This window comes from Slackia sp. CM382, assembly GCF_000293015.1.
Classification (GTDB): Bacteria; Actinomycetota; Coriobacteriia; order Coriobacteriales; family Eggerthellaceae; genus Slackia; species Slackia exigua.
This window is the reverse complement of record NZ_ALNO01000018.1, coordinates 64008-85429: the sequence shown is the minus strand read 5'-3', so window position 1 is coordinate 85429 and position 21422 is coordinate 64008. Positions and strand designations below refer to the sequence as shown.

18 protein-coding genes are annotated in these 21422 nt (G+C 56.8%); 13 read left to right on the top strand and 5 right to left on the bottom strand.

The genetic code is table 11. From position 1 onward, the window contains the following. Window positions 1-19 precede the first annotated feature (19 nt). Window positions 20-994, bottom strand: coding sequence for a helix-turn-helix transcriptional regulator (locus HMPREF1155_RS07400; RefSeq protein WP_009078845.1), 975 nt, complete (start codon window positions 992-994; stop codon window positions 20-22). Window positions 995-1297: 303 nt separating this feature from the next. On the opposite strand from HMPREF1155_RS07400, the gene HMPREF1155_RS07395 reads away from it, so the two are divergent. From HMPREF1155_RS07395 to HMPREF1155_RS07365, 7 genes are all read left to right on the top strand, one after another. Then, window positions 1298-1927 (top strand): MptD family putative ECF transporter S component, encoded by a 630-nt coding sequence (locus HMPREF1155_RS07395; protein WP_009079052.1) that lies wholly within the window; start codon window positions 1298-1300, stop codon window positions 1925-1927. Continuing rightward, complete coding sequence (locus tag HMPREF1155_RS07390; protein ID WP_009079019.1) at window positions 1924-2625, top strand: energy-coupling factor transporter transmembrane protein EcfT; 702 nt, start codon at window positions 1924-1926, stop codon at window positions 2623-2625. Before HMPREF1155_RS07395 ends, HMPREF1155_RS07390 begins: the two co-directional genes overlap by 4 nt. 15 nt (window positions 2626-2640) lie before the next feature. Then, window positions 2641-4095, top strand: a complete 1455-nt coding sequence (locus HMPREF1155_RS07385; RefSeq protein WP_009078915.1) for an ABC transporter ATP-binding protein — start codon at window positions 2641-2643, stop codon at window positions 4093-4095. 387 nt (window positions 4096-4482) lie between these two features. Further along, window positions 4483-5631 (top strand): serine/threonine protein kinase, encoded by a 1149-nt coding sequence (locus HMPREF1155_RS07380; RefSeq protein ID WP_006361722.1) that lies wholly within the window; start codon window positions 4483-4485, stop codon window positions 5629-5631. Between the two features lie 336 nt (window positions 5632-5967). Beyond that, window positions 5968-7107: a DMT family transporter gene (locus HMPREF1155_RS07375; protein WP_009078903.1), complete on the top strand. Its 1140-nt coding sequence runs from the start codon at window positions 5968-5970 to the stop codon at window positions 7105-7107. Further along, a complete protein-coding gene (locus tag HMPREF1155_RS07370) occupies window positions 7073-8404 on the top strand; it encodes an MFS transporter (RefSeq protein ID WP_009079061.1) in 1332 nt (443 codons plus the stop codon). The genes HMPREF1155_RS07375 and HMPREF1155_RS07370 overlap by 35 nt, the downstream gene beginning before the upstream one ends. Before the next feature lie 315 nt (window positions 8405-8719). Then, window positions 8720-9319, top strand: a complete 600-nt coding sequence (locus tag HMPREF1155_RS07365) for a TetR/AcrR family transcriptional regulator (RefSeq protein WP_039993584.1) — start codon at window positions 8720-8722, stop codon at window positions 9317-9319. Between the two features lie 1001 nt (window positions 9320-10320). On the opposite strand, the gene HMPREF1155_RS07360 is transcribed toward HMPREF1155_RS07365, so the two are convergent. The 3 genes from HMPREF1155_RS07360 to HMPREF1155_RS07350 are packed head-to-tail and all read right to left on the bottom strand — an operon-like array spanning window position 10321 to window position 11676. Next, window positions 10321-10785 carry a hypothetical protein gene (locus tag HMPREF1155_RS07360; protein ID WP_039993582.1) on the bottom strand — a complete coding sequence of 155 codons (465 nt, stop codon included), beginning with the start codon at window positions 10783-10785 and terminating at the stop codon, window positions 10321-10323. After that, on the bottom strand, window positions 10785-11249 hold the full coding sequence (locus HMPREF1155_RS07355) for a helix-turn-helix domain-containing protein (RefSeq protein WP_039993579.1): 465 nt from the start codon (window positions 11247-11249) through the stop codon (window positions 10785-10787). Before HMPREF1155_RS07355 ends, HMPREF1155_RS07360 begins: the two co-directional genes overlap by 1 nt. Beyond that, window positions 11233-11676: a hypothetical protein gene (locus tag HMPREF1155_RS07350; RefSeq protein ID WP_155999241.1), complete on the bottom strand. Its 444-nt coding sequence runs from the start codon at window positions 11674-11676 to the stop codon at window positions 11233-11235. Before HMPREF1155_RS07350 ends, HMPREF1155_RS07355 begins: the two co-directional genes overlap by 17 nt. A gap of 333 nt (window positions 11677-12009) precedes the next feature. Between HMPREF1155_RS07350 and HMPREF1155_RS07345 the strand changes: the two genes are divergently transcribed. Further along, entirely contained in the window at window positions 12010-12777 is a 768-nt protein-coding gene (locus HMPREF1155_RS07345) for a MerR family transcriptional regulator (protein ID WP_009078860.1), read from the top strand. Window positions 12778-13232: 455 nt separating this feature from the next. Here the strand turns inward: HMPREF1155_RS07345 and HMPREF1155_RS07335 are convergent, their stop codons facing one another. Further along, the gene (locus HMPREF1155_RS07335; RefSeq protein ID WP_009078878.1) at window positions 13233-14705 is read right to left on the bottom strand and encodes a helix-turn-helix transcriptional regulator; all 1473 of its coding nucleotides are present in this window, start codon (window positions 14703-14705) and stop codon (window positions 13233-13235) included. Between the two features lie 433 nt (window positions 14706-15138). Between HMPREF1155_RS07335 and HMPREF1155_RS07330 the strand changes: the two genes are divergently transcribed. From HMPREF1155_RS07330 to HMPREF1155_RS07310, 5 genes are all read left to right on the top strand, one after another. After that, window positions 15139-15861: a molecular chaperone gene (locus HMPREF1155_RS07330; protein WP_009079107.1), complete on the top strand. Its 723-nt coding sequence runs from the start codon at window positions 15139-15141 to the stop codon at window positions 15859-15861. Window positions 15862-15871: 10 nt separating this feature from the next. Further along, window positions 15872-16714: a hypothetical protein gene (locus tag HMPREF1155_RS07325; RefSeq protein WP_155999235.1), complete on the top strand. Its 843-nt coding sequence runs from the start codon at window positions 15872-15874 to the stop codon at window positions 16712-16714. Window positions 16715-16818: 104 nt separating this feature from the next. Next, window positions 16819-19869, top strand: a complete 3051-nt coding sequence (locus HMPREF1155_RS07320; RefSeq protein WP_009079120.1) for a molybdopterin-dependent oxidoreductase — start codon at window positions 16819-16821, stop codon at window positions 19867-19869. Beyond that, window positions 19866-20501 (top strand): 4Fe-4S dicluster domain-containing protein, encoded by a 636-nt coding sequence (locus HMPREF1155_RS07315; RefSeq protein WP_009079013.1) that lies wholly within the window; start codon window positions 19866-19868, stop codon window positions 20499-20501. Before HMPREF1155_RS07320 ends, HMPREF1155_RS07315 begins: the two co-directional genes overlap by 4 nt. Window positions 20502-20504: 3 nt before the next feature. Continuing rightward, a complete protein-coding gene (locus tag HMPREF1155_RS07310) occupies window positions 20505-21311 on the top strand; it encodes a DmsC/YnfH family molybdoenzyme membrane anchor subunit (protein ID WP_009078870.1) in 807 nt (268 codons plus the stop codon). The last annotated feature ends 111 nt before the right edge of the window (window positions 21312-21422 follow it).

Sequence of the window (21422 nt, the reverse complement as noted above, 5' to 3'; positions counted from 1 at the left end):
GCTCGAACCGAAGACTCTCTCATCGTTGCGCATATGTATTCCGGTACGCGCCGGGCGTCATGCCGACGTGACGCTTGAACGCCTTGGCGAAGCTGGCGGCATCCCCGTAGCCGACCATCTCGCCGATTTCCGCGGCGCTGAGGTCTGTGTCGGCGAGCAGCCCTTTCGCGGCTTTCATCCTCATGCCGCGTACGTATTCTCCAAGAGGCATACCCGCATCACGCTTGAACATCTCGCTTAGGGTCGTATGTCCCTTATGAGCGATCGCGCAGAGCTGTTCGAGCGTCGGCGGATTAGGCATGGAGAGTTCGACTATCTTCATGATGTCGGCAGCTGTCGCGGTTGTGCGTCTCTTATGCGACCTGTCAGCTGCGCCATGGTCATCCTCAATGATTTTCTTCAGATAGCACGTCGCCTCGAGCACCTTTGCCTCTAGGAGCGGCAGAGCTCCTGGCCCGAGCATGCTCGTGGCTGTCAGACCGTTCAGAATCCTGTCGATCTGGATGCTGGAAGGCATGACCCCGTGCGACATCACCTTTTCGCCAAGGCCCCTGAAATCATCGGGGAATCGTTTTTCGATCTCGTCGAAGTATGCGGGCAGAAGGCAGAGGGAGGTGCTCTTGAACCTTTCGCCGGGATTCATGGGCATCGTGAACCGTTCTTCGGATTGCGCGAACGCTACGGAAGACCTTTCGCCGTGCCTTTTCCGGGCATCTTTCGGGACTCCCGCCAAGGAATCACGGGAGCAGACGCAGAGGCATGCATGCTCGGGAAGGTCTTCTTCTATACGCAGAGGCTTCCTGACGTCTATCTCATGTATGACGAGGATGCAGCTCGGGTTCACTTCGAAGGCGAGCAGATATCCTGCGCACGATTCGTTCATCACGCGTGCGAACAGGCTGCGACCCTTGCAGGTCATGCTCGCGGGACCCACCTGCTCGAGCTGGGGAACGTAGAATCTGTCGAGTGAGCGAGAAAGGGCCGCACAGGCCATTGTCATTCCGTCCGTTCCGTTGTCGATGCATCCCCTGTTGAATCGCAGGCGACTGACAAGGGATAACGTTGCGTAATTAGCTCCATCTAACTTGCAGCATACCATGATTTCGGATGCAGGTCGGATTGCCATCCGTCTCATGCGGCGTTGCAGGACAGAGGGAGGCAGATCGACGACGGGGCGGGGGAATCGCGCAACCAGGCCCATATTGGATTGTCGCGGGAATCGAAGGAGATCCTTACCTTCTCTTACGATGCCGCCCCGTCTGTCGCAGGACAGATGAACGTACGAGAGGAGCGGTCGATGGAAGACAGGCAGGTAATCGAAAGCGGCGAATCGAAACGGCTCGCGATGAAGGACGTAATCACGCTCGTTATCTTCAATGTTGCCATACTCATCGTCATGGTGGTCGTGAAAATGCTGATCACGGTATTGGCCACACCTGCGTTCAACTACTTGGCGTACGTAGGCGTCATGGCCTTGTTCTGTGCGCCTCTCTTCGTCGTCATGTCCAATCGCGTTGCGAAGACGGGTGTGTACTTCGTGACCGCGCTTCTTGCCGGCCTCATGATGGCGGCGTTCGGATCTGCCTGGTTCCTTGCCGTCATGATTGCCGTCGGCGCTCTATGCGAGGTGGCCATGATGGGGAAGGAAACGTATCGCTCTCCTGTCCGAAACGGCATCGGATATGCTCTGTACTGGGCTCTCTATGCGCTCGGCAGCGCGATTCCCCTGTTCTTCTTCAAGGATCAATACCTCGCATCCTTGCAGGGATCCTATACGCAGGAGGGGATTGACATCCTCCTGAGCTTTTACGGCTCGCCGAGCATGCTCGCACTCATAACGCTCATAACCGTCGTATTGGCGGTCGTGGGGTTCGCGGGCGGCTATGCGCTTTATACGAGGCACATCAAGAAGGCGAAGCTGGCATGACGGAATCGGTGGCGTCGAGTGGGGTGGACAGGGCGGATCCTCGCACGCATCTCGTCACCCTTCTGGTTGCAACCGTGTTCTGGGCAGTGTATTCGCCTCAGCTGATTCATTATCTTGCAGTTCTGTGCGCTGCGTATCTTTTCGCGAACGGCATGGCGCGGCATGCGCTCGGGTTCGCGGCCGTCTACGCGACGCTCACGCTGATTGCAGGGGCATCGGCGTTCGTCATGCCCCTTCTCTACGTCATACTCAATACGTTCGCGCGAGCCGTTCCATTGATGATGCTTGCGGCGGCGCTCGTGGAGAGCAATCCCAGCAGAGTGATGGCCGCCGTGCAGAAGATCGGGGTTCCTAGGACGGGGCTTGCGATGATATGTCTGCTCGTCAGGTTCTTCCCGGTCATGGGGGAAGAGATGAAAAAGATCAGGGAAGGCCAGCTTGCGAGGGGGATTCTGCCGAAACGCCGTGACATGCTAGCTCACCCGATAACCGCATACCAATGCTTCTTCGTGCCTCTTATCATACGTTGTCTGCGGCTCTCGTCCGATCTCGGCGCCTCTTCCGAACTGAGGGGCCTTGCAAGCCAGGAGAGAAGATCTTGCCTGTACGGCATAGGGTTTTCGGTGTGGGATGCGGCGCTCGTCTTCCCTATGTTCGTTCTGGGCGCGGCGCCCCTGTTGCTGTCGGTCGGCGCCTAGGAGACGGATACGACGATGATAGAATTGAAGAACGTGAGCTTCTCCTATGGCGCAGACGACGCGCATCGTGCGATAGACGGAGTATCCCTGCAGGTGCCTGATGGCACCTGCACGATTCTTTGCGGCAGATCCGGATCGGGGAAAAGCACGGTGATGCGTGTGGTCGAGGGTCTTGCGCCGGGGTTCTTCCCGGGAAGGCGGGAGGGCAGCGTGCATGTTGCCGGCAAGGACCCTCATGCGATGAGCCCGAGCGAGAAGGCTCGCCTTATCGGAGGCGTGTTCCAAGATCCGCGTAGCCAGTTCTTCATGTCGCTTGTGCGCGATGAGATAGTCTTCGCAGCCGAGAATGTGGGATGCGATGAGGATTGGGCGCGTCGGCGGCTGGCCTCTTCGGCGGAAACCTTCGGGGTGGCCGATCTGTTGGATAGGCGCGTAGATGAGCTTTCGAGTGGACAGAAACAACGGGTGGCAATCGCCGCCGCCTCCTTTCTTGCGCCTTCCGCCCTGGTACTCGACGAACCTACATCCAATCTCGATGAGAGCGGCATAGGGGCGCTCGTCGCTTCCGTCAGCAGGCTCAAAGATCAAGGGATTTCGATACTGATCTGCGATCATCGTTTGCACGAATACCTTCCGATCGCCGATCGGTACGTGCACATTTCCGAAGGACGCGTGGCTCACGAATGGACGGGAGAAGAGTTCTCGGCGTTGTCGTGCGCCACTCTTCGCGAATGGGGCTTGCGCCATCCCGGCATAGGATTTTCCGTCGCTTCATCGCCGGGGACCGTCGAAGCCGACAGGCGCCCTGCCGCCCTTTCGCCCGAGGTTGTTGGAACCCACGGGCTTTCCCTGCATGCGCTGACCGTTGCGTACGACAAGTCGGAACCCTGCGTGACCGATGTCTCTCTTGCCATTCCGCGGGCAACGGTCTGCGGAGTCTTGGGCAAAAACGGGGTGGGCAAGACGACCCTGGCCAAGGTTATCTGCGGCCTTCGAAAACAGACAAGCGGCGCGGTGGAGATCGGCGGCGATATTCTGGGCATGGCGCGTCGAAGGGCCTGTTGCTACATGGTCATGCAGGATCCCGACTACCAGCTGTATGCAGAGAGCGTGGCCTGCGAGTTGGCTATGGGGAGGAACGGCCGCCTTTCCGAAAGCATCGTGACGGAGGCTCTGGAGGCGTTCGGCATCGAAGGGCTGGCGCAGCGTCACCCCGCATCGCTTTCGGGCGGCGAGAAGCAGCGCGTGACGCTGGCGGCGGCGTACTGCGCGGATAGCGAGGTAGTCCTGCTTGATGAACCGACGAGCGGGCTTGATGCCGACGGGCTCGTAGCGGTGTCATCGTGGGTTCGCAAGCTTGCAGAGCGAGGCAAAACCGTGCTCGTGGTCACGCACGACCGCCTGCTTTGCCGGCTTTCGTGCGATGAGACGCTGAGAATCGAAGGGCGATGCGCGCATCTTTCAACATGAGGCGTTCGGCTCTGGGAACGATTGCATCCTGGGACGCCGCGCTGCGCTCTAGCAAGGAGATGGACCGAAGCAAGACGCTTCGAGTCTATGCTTTAAGATAATGCATGTGTAAAAAAGTTTTAAATGCATCAATAATAATTGAACAGGTAAATTAATAGGATTTTATTCCTATTAGGTAATATGTCATAAAAATAATATTGCAGATGCACAAAAAAGGCGTATACTTACGAAGCATAAGCGGGATGCAAGGAATCCGGCTTCGAACCTTCGGTCGGACGTCCCTGAAAAACGAGCGGGATTTCACGCATCGCGCAGGTCATGTTGGTGTTTGTGTCTGTTTGGTAGGATGGGCGCACATCAGTGGGCCCAGACTGGAAGGAGATTCGAATGGCAAAGATCGTCAACTCCTGGAACGATTGGGATCCGCTGAAGCGCGTTATCGTCGGCCGTTGCGACAACTCGATGATTCCTCCCGAGGAACCTGCAACCTCCGAGAAGGTGCCTGTCGATTCTGAGATGCGCGGCATGTGGGGCCTTCGTCCCCTCGCCACCGTCGAGCGCGGCAATGAATGCCTCGATAACCTCGTCAAGATCCTCGAAAGCCGCGGCGTAATCGTCGACCGTCCCACTCCTCTGCAGTGGAATCAGGCTATCGGCACTCCCGACTTCCGCAACGATTCCATGATGACCTGCATGCCGCCCCGCGACATCCTGCTCACTATCGGCAACGAAATCATGGCTTCCGCCAACTCCTTCCGTTGCCGCTACTTCGAGTATCTGGCGTATTGGCCGCTCATGAAGCAGTACTTCGATGAGGATTCCGAGTTCAAATGGACCCAGGCCCCTCGTCCTCGCCTGACCGACGCCTCCTACAAGCACAATTATTATGACGAGAAGATCACCCTCGAAGAGCGCCTGGTCCGCACGGCCAACAAAGACTTCGTCACCACTGAAGTCGAGCCGATGTGGGACGCCGCCGATGTCATGCGCATGGGCAAGGACCTCTTCATCCAGCACGGCCTGACTACCAACCGCACCGCCATGGAATGGTTCCAGCGCTATTATCCCGAGTTCCGCGTCCATGCCGTGAACTTCCCCGGCGACCCCTATCCGATCCACATCGACGCCACCTTCGTGCCGCTGCGCCCGGGCCTGATCATCAATAATCCGGTTCGCCCGCTGCCCAAGGAGCAGCGTGCTATCTTCGAAGCCAACGATTGGGAGATCGTCGACGCGGCGCAGCCTGCTCATACCGAGCCGCCCGCGCTGTGCTACAGCTCCGTGTGGCTGTCCATGAACTGCCTGGTTCTCGATCCCAAGACCGTCATCGTCGAGGCTTCCGAGGTCTATCAGCAGGAGCAGATGGACAAGCTGGGCATGAACGTCATCCCGTGCGACCTGCGCGACGCATATCCCTTCGGCGGCGGCCTGCATTGCTCCACTGCAGACGTCTACCGCGAGGGCACCTGCGAGGATTACTTCCCCAACAGGGTCAAGGATCCCACGCTTGTTCGTCCCGAGATGTGGAACGATTAGTCGCTTGTCAGCCTAGCGCTGCAGTGGATGGTGCATGAACCATCCTGAAACCCATGAGAGGGGGCTCGGTTTTCTTCAACGGAAGCTGAGCCCCCTTGTTCTTTCTGCATCGACGTCGCGCGTGCGTACGCGCGACGGGCAGCAAGCCAAGACGAGCAGGGAGAAAAGCAGCAGCGCAACGCCTCGCGAGCTCATGGCGCATGGGGACGCGCGATCGAGTTGCCTCATCGCGGCGCGTTGCGCTGAGCTTGAGCTTTAAGCTTGTAAGCCTGCGTATTCAGGCGCAGGCCGGCACGCTTCACCGAATTCTTATTATTCTTTTTCAAGGAGGGGATTATGGAGGACCGAACCGTGCAGCCCGCGTCTGCCTCCGAGCACGGCGATTACCAGATGAATCGGAAGTGGGGCACGATAGCGATGCTGCTGTCGGCGACCGGTATGGGTCTTGTTCCGTTGCTGTCGCGCGCGGCTACGCGCGTGGACTTCTTCGACGGAACCGCAGGATTGAATGCCGGCGATAGCGTGGGTGCGTTCATGGCGACCGGGCGCATGACCATGGGTATCGTCTTCTTCGTGATTCTAATGCTGGCCACGCGCAAGACCGGGGTGTTCAAGAAGCTGAAGCTGACGCCCGCGATCGCGCTGGGCGGACTGATGATCGGTCTGTCGCTTGCGTGCTACGTAACATCTACGCTTATGACGTCGGTGGCGAACGCGGTGCTGTTCATCTATACGGGTCCTGTCTTCTGCGTGATTCTTGCGCGCATCTTCCGCAAAGAACCCATGCATGCGTTGCAATGGATCTGCCTGGCTGCGGTGTTCGTAGGCATGCTGTTCGCCGAGGGCCTGATGGGCTTCGGCGAGGGCGGCTTCCGCATGGATTTCAGTCTTGAGATGTCGACGGCGGAATTCCCGCAGAAGGGTCTGGGGGATATCTTCGGCCTGCTGTCGGGCGTGTTCTACGGCGCGAGCATGTTCTTCAACGGGTATCGCAAGGACGCCGACACCACGGCGCGCGGCGTGTGGAACTTCATATTCGCCGCGGTGGGAGCCGGCACGTTGACGCTGGTGATGAATTTCCTCGGTACGTCGGGCATCACGGCTCCCACATGGGCGTTGGGCCTGAACCTTACCACGGCGAACTGGATCAGCGCCGTCGTGTTCTGGATCGTGTGCGGGCCGGTTGCCTTGGGCCTGCTGCTTGCTGCAGGGCGCAACCTGCCGGCGGCTGATTATTCCACGATCGCGTACTGGGAAGTTCCCGTGGCGCTGTTCATCGGACTGGTCATTTTCGGCGAGGCGTTCACCGTCAACACCATCATCGGCACCGTTCTGATTGTCGGCGGCGGCGCCATTCCTGCCGTGAAGGGCATGACGGCAGCGCGCAAACAGTCGAAGGAAAGTGCCGAGGGAGGCGAAGGCGATGACCGGAGGAACGACAATGCATACGCCGCTGCAGGAGTTCAGTCAAGTTGAGCAGCAGCGCACGCTTAAACGTGTGACATTCTCCTCCTTTCTAGGGAATTTCATCGAGTGGTTCGACTATGCGAGCTATTCGTATCTGGCCACGGTCATCGCGGTCGCGTTCTTTCCCGATGTCGACAAGGCCGTAGCCACGATGTATGCGTTCGCCGTGTTCGCGATCGCATTCCTGGTGCGGCCTATCGGCGCGGTGTTCTGGGGAAACATGGGCGACAAGAAAGGTCGGAAGTGGGCTCTTTCCATTTCGATCCTGGTGATGAGCGGAGCAACTTTCATAATCGGCTGCCTTCCCGTCTATGCCTTGGCGGGAATGGCGGCTCCTGTCCTGCTGCTGCTGTGCCGTATCGTGCAGAGCTTCTCGGCTTCCGGAGAATATGCCGGAGCCGCCACGTTCATCGCCGAATATGCGCCGCGGCAGCACCGGGGATTCTATTGCTCCATGGTGCCGGCATCCACTGCGGCCGGCTTGCTCGTGGGTTCCCTGTTCGCCACGGCCATGTTCGCGGTATGGGGCGCCACGTCCGACTTCGTGGTGACGGTGGGCTGGCGTATACCGTTCTGGCTGGCAGGCCCGTTGGGGCTGATCACGCACTACATCCGTACGCATTTGGAGGATTCTCCCGTGTACGAGGCCATGCAGCGAAAAATCGAATTGCAGGGAGACGAGGGCATGCAGCGGCCCATACGCACGCTACTGAGCCGGTATCCCCGCAAGGTGCTCATCTGCTTCGGCGCATGCATGCTCAATGCGGTCGGCTTCTACATGGTGTTGACGTATATACCGAACTATCTCGAGGTGACGCTTTCGTTCGATCCGACGGCAGCGTCGGCCATCACCACTATCGTGCTGGCGGCGTACATCGGCTTCATCTTCGTGTCGGGCCGCATATCCGATCGTGTGGGGCGCAGACGCATGCTCATCATTGCATGCGTGGGATTCATCGCGTTCACGGTGCCTGCGTTCCATCTGCTCGGAACGTGCCAGTTCGGGGTTGTGCTGGTGACGGAGCTGGTCATGTGTATGATCTTGACTGTCAATGACGGCACGTTGTCAAGCTATCTGACTGAGACGTTTCCTACCGCAGTGCGTTACTCGGGGTTCGCATTCAGCTTCAACCTTGCGAACGCCCTGTTCGGCGGATCGGCATCGTACATATCGTTCTGGCTGATCAACGCTACGGGAAATGCGATCGCGCCGGCGTATTACATGATAGCGATCGGGCTTATCGCGTTGGTTGCCATGATCGCGTCGCACGAGCACACCGGGAAGGATTTGAACGACGTGAAGTGATGATGTGCGCGATATGAGCGGGTGCAAGGCCTTGCTTTCGACGGATGCGCTTAAGCGTGCCCTGTGACGTTCGGCGTCAGAGGGCACGCTTGTTCGTTTCTCGGGTCGGAGCTTTCGCATACCAGGAACCTCGAAATGGTGCAGCAGAGATGCCGTCGTATGCGAATCTGCGTATCCTTGCTTTTAGAATCCGTGGCTTTCATGCATCGTTTCCTTCAGTGCATTTGAGCACTATAGTTGTTGCTTGAACAGGTACAATAGGAAATTATTCAGAACATGCCCGGAGATGGGCGACCTTGGAGAGGGGCGGCGGTCGTGGCAGGCAAGCATCGGACGGTGAAAGCTCAGTTGACACGATCGTCGTTGGTGGTGGCAGCGGCGATCATCTTGCGCGAGCAAGGTCCGTCGTCGGTGACGTATCGACATGTGGCCGGAAAGGCGGGTGCGGCGTCGTCGTCGGTCGGATATTACTTCGATTCCATCGATGATCTGCTGCGCGAAGCGGCCGAATACAATGTGCGCATGTGGGCGCGGCGTGCAGAGAAGGCGGCCGATGCGGCCGAGGATCTGCCGCGCGAGGAAGCGCGTGCCCAAGTGGTCGAGCTGCTGCTGCAGGCATGCCTGCCGGAAGACCTGGTAGTGCCAGTCGCTCATTACGAGCAGTTGATGACCGCGGCGGAATCCAGCGTGGTCACCACGGCGTACAGACGTGGACGCGAGCGGTTGGACGATGCGATATCGCGCATTCTGCGGTGCGCCGGTCTGTCGAAGGTGAATCCGCGCATCGTGGCCGCCGTGGTGGACGGCGCCGCGGTCGCGGGTATTTCAGAGGGGCATCCCGTGCGCGAAGCCGCGCACACCATGCTTTCCGAGGCGATAGGCGTCATGGGCGAAGCCCAGCAGGACGAAGGCTAGCGATTCGTTTCTGCCTCGTAGTGGGTATCGCGTAGCGAGGGCGAAACGAGAAGACGTGCTGCCGATGCGCGTATCTAGCCATATACCTCCATGATGAACAGGCCGGCAAGTATGTGACGAGCCGTCGGTGCAGTTTTCCGTCGAACGTTGCCTTGCGGATTCCGCCGACGTACGTTCCCGGCGATCGGCGTTGGGCTTACCGACGCATGTTGATGGTCCGATACGCTGGTCCGATACGCAGCGGCTAGGCGATGGTTGCGTTCTCGACGGCGATACGACCGAGCACGAGTCCGTCCGTGAGGCTCGTTGCCGATCCGGGATAATACGTGCTCCGTACCAGCCGCCTGAATTCATGCCTTCCGCCCAGAGGATGACCGATACGCTTGCAGCTGCGGCGACGCAAGCGTCCGACAAGCCTGTCTCGCCCGTGCCAAAGATGACGTTGGCTCTGGCATCTCATGATGTTGGCGGCATAGAGTCTGCCTGTTGCGCAGCCGCGCCTTGTCCGTTCGTGTTCTGCGGCGATCATCCTATAAGGCCGAGACTCGTAAGGACAGTATCTGCCACAGCGGCCTTTCCGATGAGTTTCCTTCGCGCGAGTTCGCTCATGATCTTCCAGCTCCCTCCTGATGGCCTGGTTGCGCACACTGCTTTGCACGCCGCCCTTCTCTTAGATGCAATTATCGTGGGTAAGAACGATTCGCGCATCATCCTGCATTGGGGAAAAAGCGGATGCGAACCTGTTCTTCTAGTGTAATTGGCGCGAACGACCTTGTTAGCTTTTCATTCGATGGCACATGGCTTGAACGGGTATGATGATATGCGTGTCCATGCTGGTGATTGATGTTATTTTCAAATTTCAAAAGGATAACGCGTGTATGTATGAAATTCTTTTCAAGGTTTTGTAGCGTTCGAGGTAGAGCTATAGGAGTATTGATATCCAGGGCAGAAGCCGCCATCTCGGCATGCCGCCAAGGTGGCAGACCATAAGACCACAGCCTTTATTCGTCGGCTTTTTCCGAATTTGCAGGCGAGTCAGCGAGCATTCTGACGATTGAGCTGACATCTAAACATGGAAGACAAATTTGGCTGGATGGAGTCATGCTTGTAAGTATTTGGACATGGCTACGAATAAATGCGTACAGAAGCGTGAATGCATTCACTTTCATGAATATCTCGAAGTCCTCGCTAGTACCTCCTTCTTCGGCATACGTAGCGACGAACATACCTCTTACAGCTACGTCAATGCGGTAACCGGATGGACTTTCATCGTTAGGTACGACGCGAAGGTCAAGAACCGCTTCTAGTTTATCTGAACCATCTTCTTGGCGCATCAGATCGTTTGTATCGAAGCTGAAATTCAATTCATCCGTGTTGGCAGCCGGGTTCTCCAAATCTATTACTTCATAATTCGATCGAAGAATCTGGTAACCAACAGCATTGATGGATGATAGCTCTAGTGCCATTATGCTACCTTTCCAAGTTTTTCGCTAAGTAGGTAATTAGAAGATGCTCTTTTATTTGAGTCCACAGTAGTTTTGGTCTTATGGGTGGATTTAAGCGAAGGCCATGTTTTGTCAGCAATGGATAATGAGCCAGTATTTGCTATTTCCAAGGGCATCGATCGTGGGATGCAAGCTGCTTCCGGTTCCGCAATAAGCTCTGGAGCTTTCACGTCGCACCCCAGTGCAATTGCCATAGAGGCTATGCTTCGGAGCGTTAGATTCTGTCCATTCAGTTTTTCTGATAATGTTGATACTCTAATTTCCATGAGGGAAGCAAGCTCGCTCAAGCTCATATCGACTTTCGCACATTGTTCGATAATCTGGTTCGAGAAGTCCATAGACAGCTCATAGGCCAACACGTCAGGCGTAAGTTCGAATTCGAAATCTGAGCCAAATACAGCCTGTATATCATATTTCCGCGCCATGATCGTTCCTCCTTTTCAGTGCCTCTTCGAGGTAGGGACGCTTACTCTGCATTTTGTTGATCCCAGCATTAACGTCCTTTTTCCCTTTTCCTGAGTGTGTTCTCGGTATTAATAAGGCAATAACGATAGCTAAGTCTCCATCAATGAGAAATGAATATGCACGTGCCGTACACTTATTGGTGACGATTTCATACATATCGTCATTGCTGCCACCTTCGAGCTTCTTTAGCCTTTTGGAATGCCGTGACCGATCTATGCCAATACTATGTACGGCCTCTATCGCCTTAGCCATTTTCATCACCGTCTGTTTATCACGGCATTTCTTAGCAAATTCAGTGAGGGGATTCAAACCGTCGTCGCAGAGAAAGTAAACGACTTTCGATTCAGTCCCATCTTTTAATTTCAGAGGTATAAGTTCATATGCCAAACGAACTCCGAATCGTCGTCTATTTCGGTTATAACCGAAAATAAGTTATTCCGTATTCAATTTCAAGTACACTGAGAAAATACTACACTTCTTTAGTTAACTCGCATGTCGCTGCTTGAGTTGTAAGCTGAGCCGAACGTTTGTCTATTGCCAATAAAAAGAGTAGGACAGTGAGACTGGATGTGCATAGCTTCTTTTAAGAGGTGTGGAGAACGACGCCTATCGCTGCGTCACGCGGCGTCGCAAGGAATGCCCCCTCGAACATGTTCGAAATAATGCTTGCTCGTTACGCAACGTGATGCGCTTCCCTGATCCGTGAAGGAGGTGATATCCATGCTGAACGAAGAGGAGGAGAAGCTCTTCACCACCGGAGAGATCGCCGAGAAATGCGGCGTGTCTGTGCGAACCGTGCAGTACTATGACGAAAAGGGCCTTGTTCGTCCGACCGAACGCACCGAAGGGGGCAGGCGTCTGTACAATGACGCCTCGCTTAATCGCATGCGCCTGGTCTGCCTGCTGAAGACTCTGGGATTGAGCCTGCGGGCCATCCAGGGCATTCTCGAGAATCCCGAGGACAACGCCGCGCTGTTGTGCGTGCTTGAGGAACAGGAGAAGTCGCTGAGCGTCGAGCTCGCTGAGCGTCGAGGCATGCTGGAAGGCGTTCGCGCGGCCATAGCGGGCATCCGCGAGAACGGCCGTCTTCCGGAGAACGTCGTCACGAGCATGGAATCCATCATGGAGGTCAGGAAATCGAAGCTCGGCAAGACCAAGCGTCGCATGATCGTCGAGGGCATCGTGATCGATATCGTCGAGATAGGCACGCTTGTCTACGGCATCGTAACGGGGCAGTGGCTGCCGTTCGTCTGCTCGATGGTGCTCGTCGTAATGATCTGCTCTGAGCTGGTTCGAGCGTATCATCAGGATTCGCGGTATGTCTGCCCGCGCTGCCATGCGGTGTTCCAACCTCCGTTGAAGAGCTTCTTCACGTTGGCGCATACGCCGAAGGCGCGTGAGCTCACATGTCCGAGCTGCGGCGAGAAGGGTTGGTGTGCCGAGGTGTCGGCCGATCGGAGCGACGCGGCGGCATCTCGCATTGCTTGATAACGGTTGTGCTGGCGTCATGCCCTGGAGGATTTTCCAGGGCGCGATTCTGTATCGTCATCGATGGTGTCTTTTTCGGCTATGCAACTGAGTCGCACATCAGCTCCGAATCAATTCGCCGAGCATTTTCGAATAGCCCTTCGGATCCCTGGAGAGCTTTTCGCAATGCCCGCATCCCGGCCAGAGCTTCGTTGTTGCATGGGGATAGACGCGAGGAATGGTTTTCAAGGCTTTCTTACGGTCGAAGTCCTTGTCTCCATATGCGAACGTGCATATTCGCTGCGTACTCTCCGAAAGCGTGGGCAGCTCGACGAAGGAGCAGTCATGGGCGATGCATCTTATGGTCTCCATGTCGTTCGCCGAGGAAAGCATGGGATGAATCAGGAGAATAGCATCGTGCTTCGCGTCATTCCAGTCATGCATGATCATGGCATGTTCTCGGTCATGCGGACGCGTCACTGTTTGTCGGTTGGTTCGTCGTTTTCGGCGACGGTGGCTTCCACGGCACGGACGAGCCCATTGCGGGAATGGACATCCAGCTTGGTGTAAACGCTTCGCGTATGAGCACGCACCGTATAAGGGGATATCACCAGCATATCGGCAATCTGCTGATTGGTCTTGCCTCGTGCCAACAGGGTGAATACCTCGGTTTCGCGGGTTGTCATTCCGGCGCCCTGCGCCAGCTTGGCGCATGCATCCTTCCAAGGGGCGAAATGGTCTTCGCCATCCGATTTCTTCTCGTACTGCTTCTCATCGACGGGAATGAGCATCTCGCTGATGCATCTTTCAGGGAACACGAAGAACGCCATGAGCGATGCGAGCGCATCCACCAGCAGGCATGCGATTATGAAACCCTGGCCGAATACACCCGATGTCGCCAGTAGTTGCGAAACGATGCCTCCTGCAAGGGAGCCCAGCACCAGTGCCGCATTTGCCGAACAGAAGATTCTGACGGCTCCTCCTTGGGCCTGGAACGTGATGTAGGCCGCCATGCCCCAGGCGATGAGATTGAACACATATTGCAGCGTTTCAGCGATCGGTTGCCCGATTTCGGCATCTCCAAAGCCTCCCGTCAAAGGGATGGCTATCGACAGCACGATGATGACGAGCGTGGCGGGTCGGTAGATGCGTCCGAATCCGAACTGTTCGGTCGAGGCGGCGCTTAGGAATACCGATACGATCGCGACCGCCATGATCATCAAGGTCGACGCATGGAACTCTGTCGAGGCTTCTGCCGCCGAAAGCGGAAACATGCCGCTTTTCAGCAGTTGAGCGGCGAATGCATACACCACGAGCGCGGCGAGGAATAACCAGTATTTTCGATCGAACCTGCTTGCAGGCTCTAGAACCCTGAGCTCGGCAGCATCATAGGAATGGAATAGATGCAGCAGCGCCGAGACTACGGGAAGCAAGACGAATGCTACGTAGTTGACGGGATGAGGCATGATGGCCATCGCGCAATAGCCGGCGCTCCCCGCCATCACGCCCTCGCATATTTTCATGAAGGCGATGCGAGGCAGCATCGCGCCCAGCCAGGCGGCCGATCGCGCGAAGAGAGCAGTGGTTCCGAAGCCTGCGATGATGCATCCGATTCGAAAGATTGCCTTGCTTGGTAGGATGTCAGGATTGGAAAGAATGACGAATACGGCCCCGATGCTTGCAAGGATTCCTCCGACGATCACGCATGGGCTGCTCTTTATAATCTCGGTCGAGCGGCTCGCACCTGCAAGCAGCGTTGCCAACGCGAGGAGCGCTCCGGTCATGTGAAAGGTGACGAATTCGGAAATGCGCCAGGCATCGGCTGTTTCCACGTACCACGGCAGTCCAGCGAACGCCGTCAGATTCCACGTCACCCATAACCCGAATGCGAATATGGGCAGCGAGGAAATCTGCTGGCTCCACGCGTTCGTGATGGAGCGAATATCCATATATCGATCCCCCTTGCCCAAAGATCGCGCATCGTTTGCGCGCATGCCTCGCTGAGCTTGATTCGCCCGAGACGGTGGAAGCAAATGTATGCCAAATGCTTCCATGAGGAAAGTCTTGAAATGTCCATCTTGGACAACTTGTCTTGCGCTGATACGAAAGGCCAGTTCGCAACCGTGTAGTCAGGAATTAACTACATCGGTTACCTCTCCTTTTCCGCCATTTAGTCAATTTTGTTCGTTTCGCCTGCGTTGGTCGAAGCGTAGTTTCCGACCCATCGAGATGCGAACGAGCCGGCTTGAGACGAGGGCGACGGCGGGAAATCGAAGGCCTCAAGGATCGACAAGTCGCGAGTCTGATCGCACGCACGCGGCGAAGCGACTGTATGGTCGAAATTTCTCGCTTGCCGCAAAGCGCATCGTGAAGGGGGAACATATGGAAGGCCAAGACGCGCGATCCGTCGCTCAGCTCGTTGAGCTCAATGTCGGTCGTGCTACGTTCTATCGCACGCTTGCATACTACTATCTGCATGAGCTGACCGAAGAACAGATCGAATCTATCGCCAGCCAGGATCTCGAGATATTCGAGGATGCCAGCTCGCTTATCAGCGAGGGATACGCCGATATGAAGGCATATCTACGTCGCGTCGATACCGGCACGAGACAGCAACTGGCTGTGGACTATGCCCACACGTTTTTAGCCGCTGGCAATTACGAGACCTTCGCGGCTACCCCGTATGAGTCGGTTTTCACGTCTGAAGAGGGTCTCATGATGCAGGATGCCCGCGACGAGGTTTATAAGATGTACTGCGTCGAGCAGATGCAGCCCAACGAAGAGCTTCGCATCCCCGAAGATCATGTGTCCTTCGAATTCGAATTCATGGCGCTGCTGATCGATCGTTTGAACGATGGCCTTGCAGCCGGCGATTTCGAGCGTGCCTTGCGCTACGCCGAACGATGCCGTGCATTCAATGCTGATCACCAGCTTAATTGGATCGACGATCTATGCGATGCCATCGTCGATGTTGCCAAAACCGTCTTCTACGTAGGTGTTTCAAAGATTACTCGCGGCTTTATCCATGACGAGACCGATGTCGCGTCCGATATGGAAGAGGTCTGCCGCGAGCTCGTCGAGGCCTATGGGTCTGCGGCGGCGTAGGGGGCATGTCATGACAAACGTTCTGCAACAGCGCCCCATTCATATGGCTCAGGGCCGTCCTGTCCGTTCCGCCTTGCTCAAGCGCACGCTTCCAGCATTCGCGGTATCGAAGGATCCTATCGACTATCTGGCCGGCGATCAGCATGGAGAAGCGATTTCGTGCGAAGGCGCGTCTCGTCGTTTTGGATCCTCTGATCAGAGGATGGGTCCCAGAAGCCCTTTCGAAGACAAAATCGATTCCGTGCTTACCACGGTAGGCGCGCAAAGCTCATTGCGCGAGGTGCTGTATAAGATCCTAGTCTTCTGCGAGATCGAACATGAGTTCTCCGAAGTCGAAGACTTCATTTTGAATACGCCCGAAGCTCGTTTCAGTCACCTGTCCCAGAATCCCTACACGCTCATCCATATGCTGGCCGACGCGCAGGGGCTTTTCTTTCGCGGGATCGATGGGGCGGGAAGCGATCTAGTCGGCGAAGACTATGCTGAGTGCACATCGAAGGAACTCCAGGTCGAATCCGACGTCTTTTTCGTCAAGACGTCCGAAGCCGGCATCGAAGCGGCGTCCCTCATCGATCCGCGGCGTCGATTCGAGGCGCTTATGGCGCATCATCCTCATCGAGCGCGCACGTACCGTGCGTTCATGAGATATCTTCAGCAGCCCCGCGCGCTTTCCGAAATCACTGCGTTTTACGAGAACGATTCGGATCTGGCGCATGACGTCGTTCGAATCCATCATGTCCTGTCCGCTGACTTCTATATCGACAAGTTGGAGAAGGCGGGCGTTGCGGTTTGGATAGGGGCTTGGCGGCTTAGCGAGGCGGGGGAGGAAATTCTCGCTGGTTTCGATGCGTGATCGCATCCGCCTTCGGTCGGGCGGGGGCGTCGTCGCCTTCGTTTTGCCCCCCTTGAAGAATAGATATTCGATCATCAGGCGAATCAAAAGAAGGAGGAAAAAATATGTCACTCACGACTATGTCGAGACGCTCGTTCTTGAAGAGCGCTGCAGTGGTTGCCGGCGCCGGTGCGTTAGGCGTTGCTGCAGCAGATGACTTCGTGGCCAGCGATAAGGCATGGGCGGATGACGACGTGCAGGAGGTCAGGACCTCGTGTCGAGCCTGCATCATGAATTGCGGCGTCATCGCCACGGTCAGCAACGGGCGCGTCATCAAGCTCAAGGGCGATCCTATCGATCCGATGTCCAAGGGGCGCGTGTGTCCCAAGGGTCTTTCGGGAATTCAAGCTCTGTACCATCCCAATCGCAACAAATATCCGTTGCGCCGCGTCGGTGGCAAACCGGGCAATGAATGGGAACGCATCTCTTGGGACGAGGCTGCTCAAGAGGTTGCTCGGGCTATGATCGATATGCGCGACAAAACAGGCAAGCATGGTCTTCTATGCTCCACGGGCGGAGGCGGGAATCCGCAGTTCTTCAGCCCTCCGCGCTTTCGCAACTTCTGGGGTGCAGGCAACGTGTTCGAGCCCGGCTGCGCCCAATGCTATCTGCCTCGCAACTACGTCATGCCGCTGATCAACGGTACGGGGGACACGTCTATCGCCGACTCCGGCTGCTCAGAGTTGTATAAGCCCGCCGGAAGGTACGGGCAAACTACGCAGGTCTACGTTATGTGGGGTACCGCTCCGGCATACAATTCGCCCGCGACCGCAGGCCGCGCCGTCGCAGAATTGCGCGCAAACGGCTGCAAGACCATCGTCATCGACCCGCGTTTCACGCCCGACGCATCCAAGGCGGATATCTGGTTGCCCATCAAGCCCGGCACCGATGTTGCGATGCTGCTCGGATGGATGAACTACATCATTGCCCACAAGCTGTACGAGCGCATTCCCGGCTATGAGGATTTCGTAGCAAAATGGACCAATCTGCCGTTTCTGGTAGATCCGCGCGACAAAGTCAGTCTGCCTCCGGTTGCCGAGGACATCACCGCCGATGGACAGTTACTGCGCGCCTCCGCCGTATTCGAAGACGTGGGTGCCGACAACGAGGGCTACGTCTATTTCGATGAGAAGACCGGGAACGTCACCAAGGCGTTCGCCCTGGGTCCGAATAACGAAGCCTCCTATAATCCCCGACTGTTCGGGACCGTGGATGTCGCGCTGGCCGACGGATCGACCATCACCTGCAAAACTGCTTTCCAGGCTTATGCCGATCGTTGCGCCGAATATGATTTGGACACCGTTGCAGGCATCACCGGCTGCGATGCTGGAGATATCAAATCAGCTATCGAGCTGTATTGCTCCAACGCCCATGGCGGCATCACGCTGGGCGTGGCAACCGATCAGTATCCGGCATCTTCGCAGATGGCCCTTGGCGTTGCCGCTCTGGATTGCATGACCGCCCACGTGGGTCACGAAGGATGCCCTGCGGTCAAGGTCGGCTCGCCAGGTGCGTCGGGCATCTCTTCCGCCGAATCCACCATCTTCCCTCCGGGGTTTTTGGGCGGCACCGCCTACCATTTCATGGACGATTCCGCCGTCCTGGAGCGTTTGGGCTACGTCGAGCACAAGGGCTTGGGCGGATGGATGCATTCCCACATTCCTACGGTTCTTTCGGCAATCCTTACCGGAGAGCCGTATCAGCCCAAGGTCTGGATCGAGCGTTCCGGCAACAAGATGGCGGCGTTGGCGAACTCCTCTTCTTGGGTCGAGGCATTCCCGAAGTTCGACAAGATCGTGCACTGCTACATGTACCCGACGTCTTTCACCACCGAAGCGGCCGATATCGTGTTTCCGGCGTGCGAGTGGCTCGAGAACGCGTTCATGCAGAATCGCCTGAACGTCAACCTCTTCCGCCAGCCCGTCGCCAATCTGTTCGAAGCCGCCGACGAGATCATGATGTGGGGCAAAATCGCCGAAGCCATGTCCGATCCGTCTTCTGAGCTGTACGACGAGAATATGGAGGCGGCCTGCAATGACGAGATAATAGGCTCGCCGATGGTTCCCGCCTACTGGAAGACGATTCAGGACTATTGGGACTGGGTGGCCACCCAGTCCGGCGACCCCCGTGTCACCGACTACGAGACTGCCAAAAAATACCTGCCCGAAGAGTGGGCTACCGAAGACGAGTATTGGGGCGGCACCGTCTACGATACGTACGAGAAGATTCCCTCCGAAGCCGGCAGCGCCGCCAATGCCAAGAAGGGCGATCTGGCTGCTGCGGGCACCCAGTCGGATGACGTCTATACCGGGTTTTCCTGCGCGGCTCGCGATATCGCGGATGATCCGAAGAAATGCGGCCCTTACGGCGACACCATGCTCTACATTGGCCGCCATGGCAACGAGAGCTTCGAGATGCCGCCTGCGGTCGTGGACTACAACCCGATGCCGTATTACTTCACGCCTGAGGACGAGACGCAATACGGAGACGAGTACCCGTTGGTTCTGACTGAAGGCCGCGTGCCCTTCTATCATCACGGCACCTTGCGCAACAACCCGTATCTGCGCGAGCTCTATCCGGCCCCCGAGCTATGGATCTCACCTGCCAATGCAGAGAAATATGGCCTGACTGATGGCGCATGGGTCAATGTCAGGTCTCCTCGTACCGATGGCAAAGACGTTTTCAAGGACATCTCTACAGGCCTTGATCCCGAGACCACGTTGGCGGTCGGCAAGACCTCCGGTCCGTCGGAATTCGTCCCTGGCGAGGAATTGACTTCGGATGCTCAGTCCATCGTGTCCGACGGCATCTATGCGATCGCCCGCGTCACCGACGGCATCGCCAACGATTCCGTTTACATGGAGCGCTTCTGGAATCCCGAGTTCCTGGAAGACGGTTCTGACGGCCGTAAGTCTTGGACCTTGGAAAACGTCAATGTCCTGACCAAGAACACCGGATATTTCAACCCTGAGTTCGGCACATATACCCTGCGCGGCATCCGCGTGAAGGTGTCCGCCGCCGAGCGACCCGAAGGAATTTGGTACGAAGCCAACGATTTCGAGCCCTGGATGCCCGAACCTTCTGACTTCACCGGAGGAGGATGCTACGAATCATGAGTCAGTTTTGCCTCGTAATCAATCTTGATAAATGCATAGGCTGCCATTCATGCGAAATCGCATGCAAAAACGAGAATGATGTTCCTCTCGGCGAGTATTGGAACAAGGTTCCTCAGATCGGGCCCTTCGGCGACTTTCCGAAGCTGGAGCAATACTGGCTGCCCTCTCAGTGCCAGCAGTGCGTCGATGCTCCGTGCGTCGGTGTCTGCCCGACCGGCGCATCCTATCGCAACGATAACGACATCGTTCTGATCGATAAAGAGAAGTGCATCGGCTGCAAGTACTGCTTGATGGCATGCCCCTATGGCGTCCGTTCTTTCAGCAAGAACGAGGGCGTGGCCGAGAAATGCACTCTCTGCCAACAACTTACCAGCATCGGGAATCAGCCTGCGTGCGTGGATGCCTGCTGCGGGAATGCGCGCTTCTACGGAGATTTGGATGATCCGAACTCCGATGTGTCAATCGAGCTTGCCGCATGCGATGCGTCTTCCATCCATGCGCTGACCGACGTGGGCAACCATCCTCGCACTAAGTACATCCTGTCCAGCAGCATCGCCGAATGGCAGGAAATCGATCAGCTTCAGTATGCCTCGGACGCCGTCGGTGCGCCCCTGGTCAAGAAAGGGGAATAGCTGATGGAAATCCAGTGGTCGCTCGTTTTCTTCTCGGCTTTGGCCGGTGCCGGCGGGTGGGTCTTGACGGCGATCGCCGTCGATGAATTCATGGGCGAAAACATCGGTTCGCATTTCAATGCGGGCGTCGCAGCCATTGCGCTCATGGTCGTCGGAGGCGTCTGCTCAGCGACGCACCTGTCGCATCCCGAGCGCATGATGGGCGCTTTGGCGCATCCGACCTCCGATATATTCTACGAGGCAGCCCTGATCGGCATCGCCATCATTCTGGCGGCCGTCTTCTTGATCCTGACCAAGCGTGGGGCGTCGATTGGTTCACGCAAGCTTTTCGCGGGCTTGGCTGCAACCGTCGGCATCGTGCTCTCTTTCGTTACCGGCTTGGGCTATGCGGTTATGTCGGCGCGTTACAGCTGGAACACCCCGCTGTTGCCGCTTGGGTATCTGGCTACATCCGTCTCGACGGGGTTTGCCGCATACATGTTGGTCGTCTTGCAGCACGATAGACGATCCGCCATCAAAACCAGCGCCATCGGCGTGCTTGCCGGCGGCATTGCAGCTGTTGCGGCATCCATCTTCTATGCCGTGGCTTCCGGTACGGTTGCAAGCCATGCAGCCGTCCTATGGGGATTGGTCATCATCACGGGCGGCATCGTTCCTGCCGTTTTGGGTGCATTCATGCTCAAGCGTCCCGAATCCGCATTCGGAGTCGCTGCAGGCGCAGCGGCATGCGGCCTGGTCGGCAGCGTGGCGTTTCGTTGCTTCATGTGGATGTCGACCGTTGCGGTAGCCGATCTTTTCCTGCAGCTGTAAGGCATCGATAGTTTCCAGACCTGGGCTCACGATGGGGTTCGGGTCTGGAGATTTCCTTTCCTCCTGTTCGTCGGTGTCGTGTATCTCTTTGACATCCGGCTTCGCGCTTCC

Excerpts from the sequence above, each read along its gene's own strand:
- HMPREF1155_RS07400 (WP_009078845.1), bottom strand. The coding sequence starts at position 994 with ATGGCCTGTGCGGCCCTTTCTCGCTCACTCGACAGATTCTACGTTCCC.
- HMPREF1155_RS07395 (WP_009079052.1), top strand. The coding sequence starts at position 1,298 with ATGGAAGACAGGCAGGTAATCGAAAGCGGCGAATCGAAACGGCTCGCG.
- HMPREF1155_RS07390 (WP_009079019.1), top strand. The coding sequence starts at position 1,924 with ATGACGGAATCGGTGGCGTCGAGTGGGGTGGACAGGGCGGATCCTCGC.
- HMPREF1155_RS07385 (WP_009078915.1), top strand. The coding sequence starts at position 2,641 with ATGATAGAATTGAAGAACGTGAGCTTCTCCTATGGCGCAGACGACGCG.
- HMPREF1155_RS07380 (WP_006361722.1), top strand. The coding sequence starts at position 4,483 with ATGGCAAAGATCGTCAACTCCTGGAACGATTGGGATCCGCTGAAGCGC.
- HMPREF1155_RS07375 (WP_009078903.1), top strand. The coding sequence starts at position 5,968 with ATGGAGGACCGAACCGTGCAGCCCGCGTCTGCCTCCGAGCACGGCGAT.
- HMPREF1155_RS07370 (WP_009079061.1), top strand. The coding sequence starts at position 7,073 with ATGCATACGCCGCTGCAGGAGTTCAGTCAAGTTGAGCAGCAGCGCACG.
- HMPREF1155_RS07360 (WP_039993582.1), bottom strand. The coding sequence starts at position 10,785 with ATGGCACTAGAGCTATCATCCATCAATGCTGTTGGTTACCAGATTCTT.
- HMPREF1155_RS07355 (WP_039993579.1), bottom strand. The coding sequence starts at position 11,249 with ATGGCGCGGAAATATGATATACAGGCTGTATTTGGCTCAGATTTCGAA.
- HMPREF1155_RS07345 (WP_009078860.1), top strand. The coding sequence starts at position 12,010 with ATGCTGAACGAAGAGGAGGAGAAGCTCTTCACCACCGGAGAGATCGCC.
- HMPREF1155_RS07335 (WP_009078878.1), bottom strand. The coding sequence starts at position 14,705 with ATGGATATTCGCTCCATCACGAACGCGTGGAGCCAGCAGATTTCCTCG.
- HMPREF1155_RS07330 (WP_009079107.1), top strand. The coding sequence starts at position 15,139 with ATGGAAGGCCAAGACGCGCGATCCGTCGCTCAGCTCGTTGAGCTCAAT.
- HMPREF1155_RS07325 (WP_155999235.1), top strand. The coding sequence starts at position 15,872 with ATGACAAACGTTCTGCAACAGCGCCCCATTCATATGGCTCAGGGCCGT.
- HMPREF1155_RS07320 (WP_009079120.1), top strand. The coding sequence starts at position 16,819 with ATGTCACTCACGACTATGTCGAGACGCTCGTTCTTGAAGAGCGCTGCA.
- HMPREF1155_RS07315 (WP_009079013.1), top strand. The coding sequence starts at position 19,866 with ATGAGTCAGTTTTGCCTCGTAATCAATCTTGATAAATGCATAGGCTGC.
- HMPREF1155_RS07310 (WP_009078870.1), top strand. The coding sequence starts at position 20,505 with ATGGAAATCCAGTGGTCGCTCGTTTTCTTCTCGGCTTTGGCCGGTGCC.